Here is a 16,222-nt window from a genome sequence, read left to right as displayed (position 1 = left end):
TTTTTTAAGTTAGTCTTTTCACCTTAATTAGAGTTAAGTTCTACTTTCTCTAACCCTTCAGCCAATTGTTTCTTATCTAGTCCTTCTCCTATTACTACTAAGTTTGTCGGGAAACCGAAGTCTTGTTCTAATAAAGTTGGTACTCCGAACGAATATTGGAATAGGTGAGGGTATTTATCTCCACGGAATTTCACAAAACCTTTCACTCGATAAATACTATCTGGTAAATTCGAAAGCCATTCATATAATTTGTCTTGATCAATCGGTTTCGTAAATTGATATGTCATCGTTTGTATATGTAAATGCTGTTTGACATGTAGTGTCTCATGTTCCTCATCATTTGGAAATTCTGCTTCTTCTATATCTTTTAAAGATATATTACAATACTTTGTCTCATACATTTTCGCATGATCATTTATTGCCTTTACTTCTTCAAATACTGTGTTCTTATCTTCATCTGTTAGTAAATCTGCTTTATTAACAAGAATGTGACTACCAAATTTAAGTTGCTCATGCAATAGCTGTTGTACATTTGCACTTAATATACTTCGGTTTAACCACCTTACTGCATCTAAAACGACTACAATTGATTTCACTTCCAGAAAAGGAGCTAAAATTGGCGAGACACACGCGTCTAACACTTCAATTGGATGCGCAACACCTGTCGTTTCTATATAAATTACATCTGGTCTTTCTTGTTGGTATAACGAATGTAATTGTATTTCAAGCTCTTCTTTTAATGTACAACAAATACATCCTTTAAGAAGTTCTCTTAAAACATTCTCTTTTCCAATAATATCTGTATCTACCGAGTATTGACCAATTTCATTCATTAATACTGCAACTTTTCTATTCTTCTTTTTCTCTGCTAACAATAAATTTTGTAATAATGTTGATTTTCCACTACCTAAAAAACCACCTAATATATGAATCTCCACTTTATTCATTCAACCGACCATCCATTTCTTTACTTCAAATGTATTCAAAGCGTAATAATTACGATTTATATTTATCATTTTATTAAAAGAATGACCATTTGTAAATATAAGAGATTCACTGTTCATTTACTTCATATGCAACTCTAACTCCAGACTCAATTGCCCCTTGCATCCATCCATGTGTTAATGTCGTATGCTCTCCTGCAAAGTGTACTTTTCCAGATGGTGGTGTAATATACGGAAATAACTCGAGCTCTTGGCCTGGTTCGAAAGCTGTAAATGCACCGCAAGAATACGGATTTTTACTCCAGCTAAAAGATGTTCCAGTGACAAACTCACTATAGACGATGTCACCGTATATTTCCGCTAAATTTTTTAATGCGTAACGAATACGATCTCTTTGCGGGAGACTATCCCATGTTAACGCCTCATCTGCCCACGTATAACTTGCTATAACGATAGCTGGTCCTGGAGTATGAATGCCATAACTCGGATAGTATGTAAAACGTATCGGTAAATCAGTAATAGATTTACCTCCACACTGTCCCGCTTTCTCCCAAAATCTACTTTTAAACTCTATTGCAATTTTAGTTGCAGCAATATAATTTAATTCACGAATTGCTCTTTTTTTAAAATAAGAGAATAAATAGTATGGCTGAACTTCTACAAACCTTAACGCTGAAAATGGAATTGTAATAATAGCAAAATCACTTGTTATTGTAAATTGCTCTAACGTTTGTTCATGATTTCCTTGTAACATTACTTTATTATCTTCTTGTATAATTTTATCAACCTTATACTGCATTAAAATATGTTCCCTTAATTGTGGTAAGAATGCATTCGATAACTTATCCATTCCACCAGTTATTTCATAATATTTCGTTGTTGAAGTAAAGAAAATCATTTCACGTAATACTTCAATTAAGGACATTCCCATATAAGCTTCCATATCAAGAAGTACCCCAATCATATCTATTGCACCATCTGAATAATACTCCATTAAAAATGAACCAAGCGAATACGTTTTATACTTTTTTTCAACGATAAGCCAGTTTTTATCAGGATCCTTCTTAATATAATTTAGTATTGGTTCTAATACCTCAATCATTAGCTCTTCTGCCGTTTTTCCTCTTTCTTTATCCAAAACCGGATATTCAAGTACACTTGGATCATTTTCAAACACATTCAATCTCGTTTGAATGTTATTCGTATAAATGATATCTGCAAAAGTTTTATTTATAAAAAGGTTTAAAGGTAGTTTAAATTTATGAATATACGCTAAGGTTAACTTATGGGTGTCAGGGATTCTCATCGGTCCCGAATTAAAATATAAACCCACACTAAATGGTTCCCGAATCGTATACACTCTGCCACCTATTCTGTTATTTGCTTCTATAATCGTTACTTCGTGCCCAGCCTCTTTTAATAAAGAACCTGCAACTAATCCAGAAATCCCTGCACCTGCAATCGTAATCCGTTTTGGGTTATTCTTTTTAACAAGCCCTGCATGAATAATATGAAGCATTTCTTCCATTGTTAATGGGTTCCCCATACCATTTCCCCTTTTACAAAGGATTTTACTGAATTATATTCGGTTCACTGAATTCCTATGTTTTGTTCGCAGATTTGCACGGATACATTTTCAAATACTTGAATATCTTTTATAAAATGTAATAAACTAGATATGACTCTATAGAAGTAAGACGTATTATCTTACATAACAAAACCAATGAAATTGCGAGGAATTTTGAAATGAAAAAAGGTATTAACCGTGTTGTATTAGTAGGAACAGGAGCAGTTGGATGTAGTTATGCTTACTGCATGATTAACCAAGCCGTAGCTGAAGAATTTGTTTTAGTCGATGTAAATGAAGCAAAAGCTGAAGGGGAAGCAATGGATTTAAGTCATGCTGTTCCATTCGCCCCAGCTCCAACTAGAGTATGGAAAGGCAGCTACGAAGATTGTAAAGATGCTGACCTTGTAGTTATTACAGCTGGATTACCACAAAAGCCAGGCGAAACACGTTTAGATTTAGTTGAGAAAAACGCCAAAATCTTTAAACAAATCGTTCGCAGTATTATGGATAGCGGATTTGATGGCATCTTCTTAATCGCAACAAACCCTGTAGATATTTTAACTTATGTAACTTGGAAAGAATCTGGTTTACCGAAAGAACGTGTAATCGGTTCTGGTACAACGCTTGATTCTGCTCGTTTCCGCTATATGTTAGGTGAGTACTTCGATATTGGTCCACACAACATTCACGCTTATATTATCGGAGAACACGGCGATACTGAACTTCCAGTTTGGAGCCATGTTTCCGTTGGTATCCAAAAACTACAAACACTGCTTGAAAAAGACAACACGTATAATCAAGAAGATTTAGACAAAATTTTCATAAACGTCCGTGATGCAGCTTACCATATTATTGAGCGTAAAGGCGCAACTTATTATGGTATCGGTATGTCACTTCTACGTGTTACAAAAGCAATTTTAAACGACGAAAATAGTGTATTAACTGTATCAGCTTACTTAGAAGGTCAATACGGTCAAAAAGATGTTTATATCGGGGTACCTGCTGTTTTAAATCGCGGCGGTGTTCGTGAAATTTTAGAGGTTGAATTAAGTGAAGATGAAGAATTAAAATTCGATCACTCTGTTCAAGTATTGAAAGAAACAATGGCTCCGGTTCTTTAATTAAGATAAAAAGCAATCCAATTTATTTTGGATTGCTTTTTATTTTCATTATCTCCTATGACTTTTTAGTGATTTTCTATCATTTCTTATTTTTTAGTCGCATCCTCATTATTTATATCAAGTACATCTAATAAAAAGATAAAGATTGGTATCCCGATAATAAGCCCCCATATTCCGAGGAAATGCTCTGAGAAGATAAGAATCATAAATGTGTAGAATATTGGTAAATTTGTTTTTGCAGACATAAACTTCGGATTTAAAAAATAACTTTCAAGAGCATGGATTACTGTTATGAATACGAGTATGTATACTACGTACATAACTCCGCCTACGTTGTAAGCAATGATACAAAGTGGAAACAAAGAAATAATCACACCTGCAACAGGAATCAACCCTAGTAAGAAAATCATAACAGCTAATACAAGTAGCTGTGGAAATCCTAAAACGATTAATGCAATGACAGTAAGAATACAATTTACAACGGCAATTAAAAACTGAGCCTCAATTACTTTGCCGAACGATCTTGCAAATCTTTCACCAAAATATGCAATTTCCTCATAAAAGATTTTTAACTTACTATCTTTAAACTTAGATGTAAATGTAATAATACGCTCTTTTTCTAATAAGAAAAATAAGCTTAAAATTAGAGATAATAATATTTGTAAACCTACCTTCCCTATATTTGCTATCGATTGATAGATGACATCTACACCTTGTTCTATATATTTTGATACTTCCATCCCATTAATTGTCGAAAGTGCATATTTAACGATTTCATTATCAGGTGGATTTTGAAAAAATAGTTTAAACTGATAAATTAATTGTGAAATTTGTATCGTCAGCACAGGTAAATATTTATATAACGTTGTGCCTATAAAGGAAACCAATATTATATATAAACATGCAATAACAATTTTCCGGTTTACTTTCAATTTTCTTGAAATAAAACGTTGAAATCGATCCATTAAAAACGTCAGTATAAACGTAATTAATATTAAATTAATCATACTTTTTAATGCGTATAATACAAGCGCTACTATTATTAAAACGACAAACCGTTGAAACCCTCTACTTCGAAAAAAACTCTTTACTTCATTCATTAAGAATTAACCTCCCCCTTCAATGGATGGAAATTGAATATATTACATTTTATGAACTCCTATAGACAATCTTTCTTACTAATTGAGAAGAATCCTTTTTTTCTTTTCATATTGTTAGATTCGTTTAACTGGAATCCACCAACATATTTCGGTGGACTCCAGTTATTTTTCATATAATCTTTTTATAAACTAGGTGATTTTCTATTTTTAGACTGCTGTTCATACGCATATCCCATATTGAAAAGCTCTCTTTCACCAAACTGTTTCCCTACAAACACTACACCGATTGGTTCTCCATTTTTATCATATCCAGCAGGAACCGCTAATTCCGGATAACCAGCTACAGCTGATAGAAGAACTTCATCGTTATTAATCATAACTAGAGCATCCAAACCTTGTTCTACTAAATACCTATCTAGCTCTTTTTTTGCATTTGCTTGACTCGTTTGTACTACGTTTTCGAACTCTTCTTTCGTTATAGCAGATTTTTCAGACCCCTCAATTAATGTTTGTCCGTACTTTATTCGTCTTTTACTATCCTTTTTATTAAACGCTAAAATCTCTTCTAACGATTTTACCGGTACATTCTTTTGCTGTGAAAGATAGTCGTTTACATTATGCTTGAACTCATATTCTAAAGTTTGCAAATTATCTACACCCCCATTGTTTAACTGAATATAATCAGTCAATATTGCACCTGCATCTTGAAGGTCTTTTTTTATTTTTTCTGCTACTGTTTTTCTATTTTCATCTTGTTGGTCTACAGAAAAAAGAAGCCCTATCTTTTTCCCTTTTAATCCATCTATTGATAAATCCTTTGTATAATTAATTCTTTCTTTATCTTTCATTTTTTCTGTCATAACATCTTTTTCGTCATAACCTATCATTGCATTAAATAACGTTGCTGCATCTTTTACTGTTCTTGCCATAGGTCCTGCTGTATCAAGAGTTTCAGCTAATGGAATAATTCCTGTTCTACTTACCATACCTAAAGATGGACGTAACCCAACTACTGATTGCTGCGCCGCTGGTGCAACAATCGATCCCGTCGTTTCTGTTCCAATTGCAAGCGGCGCAAAATCTGCCGCAACTACTGTAGCAGATCCTGAACTTGATCCTGAAGTATCGAATGTAATCGGACCGTACGGGTTTAAATTTTGTCCTTTCTTCCCGCTATACCCGCTTGGCATTGTAAAAGATAAATAGTTCGCCCACTCAGACATATTCGCTTTTCCTAAAACAAATGCTCCTTCTTCTTTCAACTGCTTCACAATTGTTGCGTCTTGATCTGCAATCCAATCTTTTAATACATAAGTTCCTGCACTAGTCGGCATCACTTTTTCCGTCTGTACATTATCTTTTACAACGACAGGAATACCATATAAATTCGAATTTTTGTTTCTACCCCGCTCTTGATCTAACTTTCTTGCTTCTTCCATCGCATTAGGATTTATCTCTGTAACAGAATTTAATGTTATTCCATTTTGATCATGTTCTTGTATTCTAAAGAGATAAATGCTCGTTAATTCTTCATATGACAACTTTCCGTCATCAATCATTTTTTGAAGCTCATCTACAGTCGCATTTACGACTTCTTTTTCTTTTATCTTTACATTTTCTATATTGATTCCTTTAAGCTGATTATGTATCGGTTGTAGCACTCTTTCTTTATCATATACAATACGCTCAGGTTCCTTTGGAAAATAATTTTTATACACGTAATATCCGCCGGCACACGCTAATAAGACAATGCCTCCAGTGATAGACAGCGTTACCTTTACCCATTTCTTCATGTTGCTTCCTCCACTCTATAAGATGCTTAGCTATACAAAAAAGAGAGTTACCTTTTACTTAACTCTCTCCAATCAAAATGCTAAATGAAAAAATGAAAGATTTCAATCTAATTACTTCTTTTTTTGCATTTGCTTTGCTAACATTTCTTTCACTTGATTATACGTTAATCCTGAATTTTTATTTAAACGCTTTACTTCCTCAACATCAGTACCTACCACTGTATATTTTTTCTCATCATTCATTTTTCTAATTCCCTTCTCACCGTATTATTTCTTATATTTCTTCCCTAAATGCGCATAAATTAACACCACTACAAAAAGGAAGCTGTTTTTAAGCACAGCTTCCTTCTCGTTACATATTGTATTTCTTAATAAAATTTCACTACATCTTCAGTAGGCAAGAACGTTCTTTCTGCTGGTTGTTCGTTTGGTTCACCAAATGGCATTTGACCTACTAAGCTCCACTCTGCTGGAATGTTCCAAGTTTCTTTCACTTCAGCATCTACGATTGGGTTGTAATGTTGTAATGATGCACCAATTCCTTCAGCCGATAATAGCATCCACACAGTATGTTGTAACATCGCATTTCCTTGATGAGACCAGAATGGGAACTGATCTTTGTATAATGGGGCATTTTCTTGCATTTTTTCTACAGTTGCTTGATCTTCAAAGAATAGAACTGTTCCTACACCTGCATGGAAGCCTTTTAGTCTTTCTACAGTCGCTTCAAAGTTTTCTGCTGGTACGCGTGCTCTTAGTGTTTCTTTAACGATATCCCAAAACTTTTCATGCTCTCCATCCATTAATACAACCATACGACCACTTTGCATATTGAAAGATGTTGGTGCGTGTAAAGCTGTTTTTAACACTTCTTCAATTCTTTCTTTCGTAATTGCATCGTTTTTTGCTACTTTACGAATTGAACGGCGGTTCACGATTGCTTCTTTTAAGTTTGTTGTAGTTGCTGACATTTTAATTCCTCCAAATGTTTGTTTTATAATTTATTTTGTTATTTCATAACAAGCGAATTAGCAATATCCATCGGTATTACATTGCATACCTTCAAATGAATTTGTTTTATCCTTTTCAATTTCTTTATCAATGACCCTTTCTAGTGTTTCTTTACTAGCAAGCCCTTGAATGACTTCATCTCCAATCATGACAGTTGGAACAGCCATAATATTCGCTTCATCATATGCGTGCTGAATTGCTTCTTGATGCTTTTCTTTATATTTACGAGTTACTAAAGCATCTTTAAATTCCGCCTCAGGAAGTCCTACTTCTACCGCTAATTTTGTTAACACATCAATATCTTCAATGTTTTGCTCTTCTTGGAAAAATGCTGTGAATACGCGGTGATGATACTCATTACCTAGTCCACGTTCTTTCGCAAATTGACATCCTTCGAAAGCTAAATGTGTATATGGATGTGGTGAAACACGTGGCAAGCGCATATCAATTCCTAACTTCTTCGCTGTCGGAAGAATGAAAGCATCCCATGAACCTAATTTTTCTGGTTCATTCCATGGATCTATTTTTGAATATGGACTTGGACGTAATTCAAATGGCATCCATTCAATCTCTACATCTTTCTCTTTCGCTACCTCATCTAATGGACCTTTTGCTAAAAAACAAAACGGACATATAAAATCTGAGTATACTTTCATTTTTACAGTCATAACTTTTACACCTTACCTTTATTGTTGTAATCAAATCAGTTACATTAATGACAAAAAAATATAAATAGGATTTAAGCATTCATTTTTTCTTGCAAAGTTTCAAACAACTGCCCCATTGTAATATTTCTCAAAACTTCTTCCATCGCGGATTGTGCTTGAATTAAAATAATTTCTAACACCGCTTGAATATTCGCCCCAATTGGACAATCTGGATTCGGTTGCTCGTGAATATGAAATAGCTTGTCTTCTTCGACTACGTTCACTGCATGATACACATCTAACAATGTGATTTCATATAAATCCTTTAGTAATCCCGCGCCACCCGGTCCACGATTTACGTAAACAAAGCCAGCTTGTTTCAAGTACGACATGATTTTACGAATGACTACTGGATTTGTATTGACACTCTCAGCCATATAGTCTGAAGTACAAAGTGAAGATGGATTGTTTTTCAAAATAGATAAAATATGAACAGCTATGGAAAAGCGGCTACTAATTTTCATCGTAATCACCACCTTGATGTAATCATTATAGTTACAACCAAAAAATAAGTCAATCCTTTTCATAGATTTTTTATAAGTAAATTAAAAAGTGTCCCATTATGATATATGAGACACCTCTTTTTATTCTGCAAATAGCGATTGAAATTCTTCAATAAATAGCTGCACAGCGATTGAAGAATCCTTTAATGAAGGAACAGCTAAAGCAATTTCTCTCCATACTTGTGGTTCCAATTCTCTCGTTTGCACATTTTTTGGTAAATTCGTTAAAGATAATTCAGCTAATATTGCAATGCCCAATCCTTCTTGAATCATATTTAAAGCTGTAGTAACTGTCGAAATTACATATTCAGCCCGAAGTGGTACGTTTGCTTGTTTAAACATATCAATAATGGGTGGTTCGTATCCACCCTTACATAATATGATCGGTTCATTCTCTAAATCACAAATTGTAAGAGCGTCCTTCTTACAGAGAGGATGATCCTCTCTTAAGATAGCAACCATTTTCCCCTTCGTTAATGGAACAATCTCCATATCTTTATTAGGCAAAATAACAATTCCTATATCAATAACCCTCGATACTAACCAATCTTCAACTTCTTTAATCGTTCCTTCACAAAGAACGACTTCTAAGTTCGGATACTTCTCCTTAAAAAGGTTTATCATTTTGGGTAAGAAATGTGCAGAAGCGCTCGGAAAACTCCCAATTCGAATCGTCCCAACTTCGTGCCCTTTCTCCATCGCAACTTCTTGTTCAATCTTCTCTACACCGTTCAAAATCTCTCTAATATGTACAAGAATTCTGTTTCCTACATCCGTAACAATTAATCCTTTTCGTTTATCACGTATAAGAATCGTAACTCCTATCTCTGACTCAATACTTGAAATCGCATGACTAACAGCTGGCTGCGTCATATTTAACACCCGAGCTGCCTTCGTAAAACTACCTAACTCAACGGTTTTTATTAATACTTGCAGTTGTGTAATGGTCATAACTAATCACTTATACTCCCCATAAAAAAGATTCATTTTATTTATTACAGTCGATATCATATCATAGTGAAATGAATAACAACAAGGAGGTCTTACCGTGACACAGCTTTCTCGAACTAAGACGGCCATAATCCTTACCTTTCTCGTTTTCATGTGGGGAATCAATTGGCCTTTATCTAAGTTTGCCCTGCATTATACACCACCCGTTTTATTTGCAGGCGTTCGAACTTTAATTGGAGGATTCATTTTACTCCTTTTCGCATTACCGAAATACAAAGAGTTACACTTAAAAGAAACTTGGCATTTATACGTTATTTCTTCTTTACTTAACATCATTATATTTTACGGATTACAAACTGTAGGCCTTCAATATATGCCAGCTGGGTTATTTTCCGCCATTGTATTTCTACAACCTGTTTTACTCGGCATTTTCTCATGGATTTGGCTTGAAGAATCTATGTACGGCTTAAAAATTTTTGGGCTTGTTCTTGGATTTATTGGCGTGGGTGTCATTAGCTCTAGTAGTTTAACTGGACATATCTCTATTATCGGAATCCTTCTCGCGATAGGATGTGCTATTGGCTGGGCACTTGGAACAGTATTTATTAAGAAGACTGGGCACCGCGTTAATTCCATTTGGATGGTAACACTTCAGCTCATTATTGGCGGGCTTTGCTTAATTGGATTTGGTTCAGAGTTTGAAAGCTGGTCTAGTATCGCTTGGAGTATACCATTTGTTAGCGTACTTCTCTTTATTTCGTTCTTCGTTATTGCAATGGGGTGGCTTGCATACTTCACACTTGTTGGAGCTGGTGAAGCAAGTAAAGTTGGGGCTTATACATTCCTCATTCCACTAATCGCTATTATTGTAAGTTCAATTTTCTTACATGAGGCCATTACAATGAGCTTATTTATTGGGCTATTATTTATTGTTGTGAGCATTTGTTTTGTAAATATAAAACCAAAAGCACTTGCTATAAGGCAGCAAGTTGAATTGAAATAAACGTAAGAAAGAGCCTACTGTTTGTAGGCTCTTTCTTACGTCTTACTTTTTACGACGTACTACAAAAACACACGCACCAACCGACGATACAATCGCCAAAATAGATAAGACAATCGCTATTACTTGCATATTACTAGTGCCTTCATTCTTTTCTACACTAGACACTTCACCATGTTCTCCTGTTAATGACGTACCTTTTGCAATTGTAGTAAGTGAATGTGGTTTTTCAGCTTTTTCATCGCCTGTCCATTCAACAATTTCTCCATCTTTATATTGTTGATATGCATCCCAAGCTATTTTTTGCTCTTTATCCGGATTTTTAGCGACGAAAGTAAATCGTTGGAATTGACCGGTTAAAATCCCTTCTCCTGTCGCTTCCCATACTACAGTTTTCACTTTTCCAGCACTATCTTTTTGCGCTTCCACTTTCCACCCTGGCACTGGCTCATACTGTTGAAACTCAACGCCAGACGGTATTTTTAGTGTGACTTTTGTTGTTGCTATATTTTTTTCAACTGGTACCTTTATTGTGTAAGTCTCCCATGAATTAACATCAGAAGTTTCTGGCTTTACCGTCACATGAGCACTAACAGGTAACGAAAAGATTCCCATTGCAATTATTGTTGCGATCATTGTTGTTCCTAATTTTTTTATACGTTTCATTTTCTATTAACTCCCTTTCATCTATAACGCCTCTTTATCTGCCACCTACAATAAATTTATAATCTGTATCGAAGCTATCCAGAGATTTTGTTAATCCATGAACATGTATATTCCAGTTTCCTGTCATGTTAATATACATACCTTCTGCTTCATATTCTCCCGGTGAAACTGCTGAAACTTTAAATGAACCGTTTCCCATGTTCATATCTAATGATTGAGTCGTCAATATCATTTGTTCCATATCAGTAATAGGCTGTCCCTTTTCATCCTTTAGTGTAATATGGAATTTATTTTGACCTACCTTATTCGGACTTACATTTAGCGTAAGTTCATATCCATTATCTAATTGCTTACTCTCTGTAAATGGTCCAGTAGGAGGCATCGGTGGTGTTTGTACGTTTGTCATAAAAGCTACGATTACGAAAATGATAATTCCAATGACAAACTCTACTTTCACCGTAGCTCCTAATCCTTGCTGTGCTCGCATTCTCCCTTTCACATAATGAATAATTCCCAATATCCCCATGAAAATGAATAAAAGTATCTTTGTTAATAAAGCCAATCCATACTTCGTATCAAATAACGAGTGGATTGTTGGAATAAAAAATGTACTGTTAAAAAGGCCTGTTATTAAAATCACGATGACAGCACCTGTTGCCCACGGTGAAAAACGCTTAATCATATCCCAATACATATGCCACTTGTTATCCTCATTACGTAAAAGAAGAATAATAGATGATAAACCACCAGCCCATAATGAAGCTGCGAATAAATGTAGAAAATCCATAACGACAGCAATGTCTTTAAACTTTAAACCGTATGCGTGACTATTAAAGGCCTTCATAACAAGTAACCCTATAAACAATAGTATTGGAATACTCCATACTTTAAACGACGAAAACTTCTCATGCTTCACCGCAAAATACGTAACAATTATAAGCGTACTAATGAGAACCATTTGAGTAATCCATACATAACCAAAAACAGAAAGCTGTAATGTTTCTTTTAATAGTAAAGGGTTGAATGCTTCTAGCCACGAAACATCGGCATTTATTTTCGCTTGCAATGGTAGGTTGAATAACAAGCTAATAAATATCCCAAATAAGGAGATCCATATTATGTTCTTACTCCTTGATCGAACCGAGGTTGCATTCCCTTTATACATAATAAGATTAAAGAAGAGAACTCCTAAAAATAGCGAGAAACTCGTATATAGAATCCCACGTTCCATAATCATATCGATTTGCGGGACATACCCCATCTCTTCCACTTGTACATCGTCTGTTCCCGCTTCCGCTAATCCAATACGGAATGGAATAACCCCTTGAATTGGATGCCCATCAGCTGAAATAGCTTTCCACTGAATAGAGTAGAGACCATTTTTGAGATTTTCTTTTAATCCGGCTTCTAATAGTTTTTTATTTTTTTTATCAATATGAGCATCTTTTAAATCGACTCTTTTACCTGATGTATCTCTCACATACAATGTATTAAAACGTGAAACTTGTATGTCCTCATCGAATTCAATTTTCACAACAGATGGTGCTCTCTTCAACGTTTCATTTTCCGTAGGGTTTGATTTCACAACATACGCATGAGCAGATGCACTTTTCGGTATCAATATGATAAGCACACACGCAAGTAATAACCATGTCCCTAATCTTCTCATTACTTTCACACTCATTTCACTTCTTTCTTCCTCATCGCTCTATTTTCATTACTTTAACTTCCGAAGTTTGATTCTCCGGCGAAATATTAACCTGATTAAATATAAACTTCTAGAAAGTATAACTCTTTATTTCTCTTCCACCTTTAAACTTCTAATACGATAGTAACTATCACGATAGATACAACTTACATTTTTAAAGTCGATTGTTATTATATCATAAAATATATTTATGTAAGTTATCAAAGAAGAAAAGTTATCGTGAATCATTTGTGAAGAAAATGTGAAATACATAAATAAAAAGGTATTACGTTATTACGTAACACCTTTAAAAAAATATCCCTCTTCTATTTCTCTTCCGGATAATCACAATACTCGATAATCGTTCCTTCAGTATCCGCTGGGTTAAGATAAATTAATCTTCTGCCGTGTTTATTAATTCGAAGTGTATGCTCTAACGTTCGAATGCCTTGCTCCTTTAACTCTTCTAAAGCTACATCTAAATCATCTACTCGATATGCAACATGATGTACACCTTTACCTTTTTGTTTGATGAATCTGGCAATTGGCGACGTCGTATTATTCGTCGGTGCAAGTAATTCAATTCTATCTCCATCCACTTCAAGAATGGCTACTTCGCTTTCCACACCAGGAGCTTCACTTACGTAACGATCTATTAAAGTTCCTAGTAACACATTTTCATAAAAACGTATCGTACTATCTATATCTCGAACTGCGATGCCGATATGATCAATTGTTTTTTTCATTTTATTTCCCCTACTACTTTATTTTTTCTATCCTTATCAATAGTAACAAAAAAAGTTATAGAAACAAGTTCTATAACTTTTTTATTTAACCTATTTTCTTATCCGCTCTAGTTGCTGGTTGAACTTGATTTTTTGCTTTTACAACGCTAATGCCATATCCGATAAATCCACCGATAATCGCTGGGAAGATCCAGCCTAATCCTACTTCCTGCATCGGAAGGAATTTAGTGAACACTTGGCTTACTACTTCAATGTTAACTCCAGCTGCACTTAATCCATCGAATAAGCTGATGATAAATGTTACGATTAAGCTCACTTGATAAACTTCAGCTCTTCCTTTGAATAATGAATGGAAGAATGTTAAGAAAATCAATACGATTGCTAGTGGATAAATTGCTGTTAATACTGGAACAGAAACTGCGATTAACTGTGTTAATCCTACGTTTGCAACAATTGCACTAAATACACATAGTGTGATTGCAATTGCTTTGTAAGGAACATTTGGGAATAACTTATGGAAGAATGAAGAACATGCTGATACAAGTCCCACACTAGTTGTTAAACAAGCTACTGTAATCATTAATCCTAATAATACTCCGCCATATGATCCGAAATAGTAGTTAGAAACTTTCGCTAATACTTCTCCGCCGTTCTCTAAATGTCCAAGCTTTGCAACACTTGAAGCACCCATATAAGAAAGAGCTGTATAGATAATTGCTAAAATAGATGCTGCAATTATTGTCGCTTTTGCACAAACGACCATAATTTGTGTTTTCGTTTTCGCACCTTTTTCTTTAATAGCATTGATGATGATAATCCCGAATACGAATGATGCGAGCGTATCCATCGTTAAGTATCCTTCTTGGAATCCTTTAAAGAATGCATGTGATGTATAAGCTTCCACTGGTGCTTGCATATCTCCAATCGGATGTATAAAAGCAACGATTACTAAAATACCGATGAAAGTCAACTTAATTGGCGTTAAAATTTTTCCAACAATATCGACAATTTTCGCGGGATTTAGCGAAAAAAAACAAGTGATGCTAAAGAATATAATTGTGAAAAGAATTAAAGGTGTAGAACCTACTCCCTCTGGCATAAACGGCTTAAGACCAATTTCATAAGATACATTTCCTGTTCTCGGTATTGCAAATAACGGACCGATCGCTAAGTATAAAACTGTTGTAAATACAATCCCGAACACTGGGTGAGCACGACTTGCTAATGACTGTAAATCATCTTTACCTGAAAAACCAAATGCTAGTACACCTAGTAATGGTAATCCAACACCAGTTACTAAAAATCCAGCGTTAGCAATCCATACATTCTCTCCTGCTGATTGACCAAGCATCGCTGGGAAAATTAAATTTCCTGCTCCAAAAAATAGTGCAAATAACATTAATCCAATAACTACTATGAACGAAAACGGTACTTTATTCGCCATATTATAACCCCCATTCAAATTTCCTTATCTCATTTTCCAATTTTAACTAATTGAATTTTCTGAATATTTAATTTAAGTATCAACTATTCTTGAACTCATTATAGTTTGCTATATAATATTTTGCAATACTATTTTCGAACTTTTCTTTTATTTTATAAATATACATTTTTTAACATGAAAAATAGACTAAAAAACCAACACGGTCATCCATGTTGGTTTTTCCATTTACTATCATAAATTAAAATTTCGCTGCTACTTTTTTAACGTTTTCTAGACCTTCTTCAACAATTTGTTGTGAACGATCTGGATATTGATTGTGCCCTTCAATTACAACTGTCTCTGGATTTGTAATTCCCCAGAATCCAAGTACAGTTGTTACGTAATTAACTGCCATTTCCATAGGAGCCATTTGCTCTGAAGAGTAATCTGAACCACGAGCACCTAACACAACTACTTTTTTACCACCAACTAAACCTTCTGGGCCATTTGCTGTATATTTAAACGTTTTTCCAGCTTGAGATAAGTATGAAATATATGTGATTAATGGTGCTGGTACTGTAAAGTTCCATAATGGGAATGCAAATACAACCTTGTCAGCTTCTAAAAACTGATTTAAATATTGATCTACTGTAGCAACTGCCTTCTCTTCTTCAGCTGTTAACTCCATGCCTTGGCTACGTTTATATCCACCTGAAATCGCGATATTTCCGTAATAAGGAAGATCTAATGCAAATAAATCTAATTCCGTAATTTCTGTATTTGGATTTGCTTCTTTATAAGTACTTACAAATGTTTCATACATTTTTGAACTAACTGCTTGCTCCGCTGGACGATCGTTTGCTTTTACAAATAATACTTTTGACATTTTTTTATTCCCCTCTACATTCGTATTTTCTTCTTTTTTACCAAATAATGAGCTAAATAGTCCCATTTTCTTCACCTAATCTTTCTTTTCATATTCATTATTCATCATCATAAA

General features: G+C 34.5%; 16 protein-coding genes. 2 read left to right on the top strand and 14 right to left on the bottom strand.

What is annotated here, in order from left to right:
* Positions 1 to 23 precede the first annotated feature (23 nt).
* Together ACQGSG_RS19970 and ACQGSG_RS19965 are read right to left on the bottom strand one after the other, a co-directional pair.
* Entirely contained in the window at positions 24 to 947 is a 924-nt protein-coding gene (locus tag ACQGSG_RS19970) for a CobW family GTP-binding protein (RefSeq protein WP_098618740.1), read from the bottom strand.
* A gap of 106 nt (positions 948 to 1,053) precedes the next feature.
* Complete coding sequence (locus ACQGSG_RS19965) at positions 1,054 to 2,490, bottom strand: flavin monoamine oxidase family protein (RefSeq protein ID WP_053514113.1); 1,437 nt, start codon at positions 2,488 to 2,490, stop codon at positions 1,054 to 1,056.
* A 200-nt stretch (positions 2,491 to 2,690) separates the two neighbouring features.
* Between ACQGSG_RS19965 and ACQGSG_RS19960 the strand changes: the two genes are divergently transcribed.
* Positions 2,691 to 3,635, top strand: coding sequence for an L-lactate dehydrogenase (locus tag ACQGSG_RS19960; protein ID WP_000715321.1), 945 nt, complete (start codon positions 2,691 to 2,693; stop codon positions 3,633 to 3,635).
* A gap of 86 nt (positions 3,636 to 3,721) precedes the next feature.
* Here the strand turns inward: ACQGSG_RS19960 and ACQGSG_RS19955 are convergent, their stop codons facing one another.
* From ACQGSG_RS19955 to ACQGSG_RS19925, 7 genes are all read right to left on the bottom strand, one after another.
* Positions 3,722 to 4,735 (bottom strand): AI-2E family transporter, encoded by a 1,014-nt coding sequence (locus ACQGSG_RS19955; RefSeq protein ID WP_325843059.1) that lies wholly within the window; start codon positions 4,733 to 4,735, stop codon positions 3,722 to 3,724.
* Positions 4,736 to 4,917: 182 nt separating this feature from the next.
* Positions 4,918 to 6,528: an amidase family protein gene (locus tag ACQGSG_RS19950; protein WP_000759472.1), complete on the bottom strand. Its 1,611-nt coding sequence runs from the start codon at positions 6,526 to 6,528 to the stop codon at positions 4,918 to 4,920.
* Between the two features lie 111 nt (positions 6,529 to 6,639).
* On the bottom strand, positions 6,640 to 6,771 hold the full coding sequence (locus ACQGSG_RS19945) for a hypothetical protein (RefSeq protein WP_000997344.1): 132 nt from the start codon (positions 6,769 to 6,771) through the stop codon (positions 6,640 to 6,642).
* A gap of 125 nt (positions 6,772 to 6,896) precedes the next feature.
* On the bottom strand, positions 6,897 to 7,499 hold the full coding sequence (locus ACQGSG_RS19940; RefSeq protein ID WP_001277011.1) for a nitroreductase family protein: 603 nt from the start codon (positions 7,497 to 7,499) through the stop codon (positions 6,897 to 6,899).
* A gap of 57 nt (positions 7,500 to 7,556) precedes the next feature.
* The gene (locus tag ACQGSG_RS19935) at positions 7,557 to 8,207 is read right to left on the bottom strand and encodes a DsbA family oxidoreductase (RefSeq protein ID WP_000216673.1); all 651 of its coding nucleotides are present in this window, start codon (positions 8,205 to 8,207) and stop codon (positions 7,557 to 7,559) included.
* A 71-nt stretch (positions 8,208 to 8,278) separates the two neighbouring features.
* Complete coding sequence (locus ACQGSG_RS19930) at positions 8,279 to 8,710, bottom strand: Rrf2 family transcriptional regulator (protein WP_000704085.1); 432 nt, start codon at positions 8,708 to 8,710, stop codon at positions 8,279 to 8,281.
* A 120-nt stretch (positions 8,711 to 8,830) separates the two neighbouring features.
* Complete coding sequence (locus ACQGSG_RS19925) at positions 8,831 to 9,700, bottom strand: LysR family transcriptional regulator (RefSeq protein ID WP_000156761.1); 870 nt, start codon at positions 9,698 to 9,700, stop codon at positions 8,831 to 8,833.
* Between the two features lie 97 nt (positions 9,701 to 9,797).
* Between ACQGSG_RS19925 and ACQGSG_RS19920 the strand changes: the two genes are divergently transcribed.
* Positions 9,798 to 10,703 carry a DMT family transporter gene (locus tag ACQGSG_RS19920; protein WP_000192804.1) on the top strand — a complete coding sequence of 302 codons (906 nt, stop codon included), beginning with the start codon at positions 9,798 to 9,800 and terminating at the stop codon, positions 10,701 to 10,703.
* 42 nt (positions 10,704 to 10,745) lie between these two features.
* Here the strand turns inward: ACQGSG_RS19920 and ACQGSG_RS19915 are convergent, their stop codons facing one another.
* From ACQGSG_RS19915 to ACQGSG_RS19895, 5 genes are all read right to left on the bottom strand, one after another.
* Positions 10,746 to 11,366 (bottom strand): YcnI family protein, encoded by a 621-nt coding sequence (locus tag ACQGSG_RS19915; RefSeq protein ID WP_000821388.1) that lies wholly within the window; start codon positions 11,364 to 11,366, stop codon positions 10,746 to 10,748.
* A 34-nt stretch (positions 11,367 to 11,400) separates the two neighbouring features.
* Complete coding sequence (locus tag ACQGSG_RS19910; RefSeq protein ID WP_000114327.1) at positions 11,401 to 13,050, bottom strand: copper resistance CopC/CopD family protein; 1,650 nt, start codon at positions 13,048 to 13,050, stop codon at positions 11,401 to 11,403.
* A gap of 329 nt (positions 13,051 to 13,379) precedes the next feature.
* Entirely contained in the window at positions 13,380 to 13,799 is a 420-nt protein-coding gene (locus tag ACQGSG_RS19905) for a VOC family protein (RefSeq protein ID WP_000750850.1), read from the bottom strand.
* Positions 13,800 to 13,884: 85 nt separating this feature from the next.
* The gene (gene brnQ, locus ACQGSG_RS19900) at positions 13,885 to 15,243 is read right to left on the bottom strand and encodes a branched-chain amino acid transport system II carrier protein (protein ID WP_001284785.1); all 1,359 of its coding nucleotides are present in this window, start codon (positions 15,241 to 15,243) and stop codon (positions 13,885 to 13,887) included.
* 238 nt (positions 15,244 to 15,481) lie between these two features.
* Positions 15,482 to 16,174 carry an FMN-dependent NADH-azoreductase gene (locus tag ACQGSG_RS19895; RefSeq protein ID WP_000522528.1) on the bottom strand — a complete coding sequence of 231 codons (693 nt, stop codon included), beginning with the start codon at positions 16,172 to 16,174 and terminating at the stop codon, positions 15,482 to 15,484.
* Positions 16,175 to 16,222: the final 48 nt, after the last annotated feature.

Origin of the sequence: Bacillus sp. GMa5/1, assembly GCF_050172015.1 — a bacterium.
GTDB classification, from domain to species: Bacteria; Bacillota; Bacilli; order Bacillales; family Bacillaceae_G; genus Bacillus_A; species Bacillus_A cereus.
Note: the sequence above shows the minus strand (reverse complement) of the source record. Positions and strands in the feature narration are given on the sequence as shown.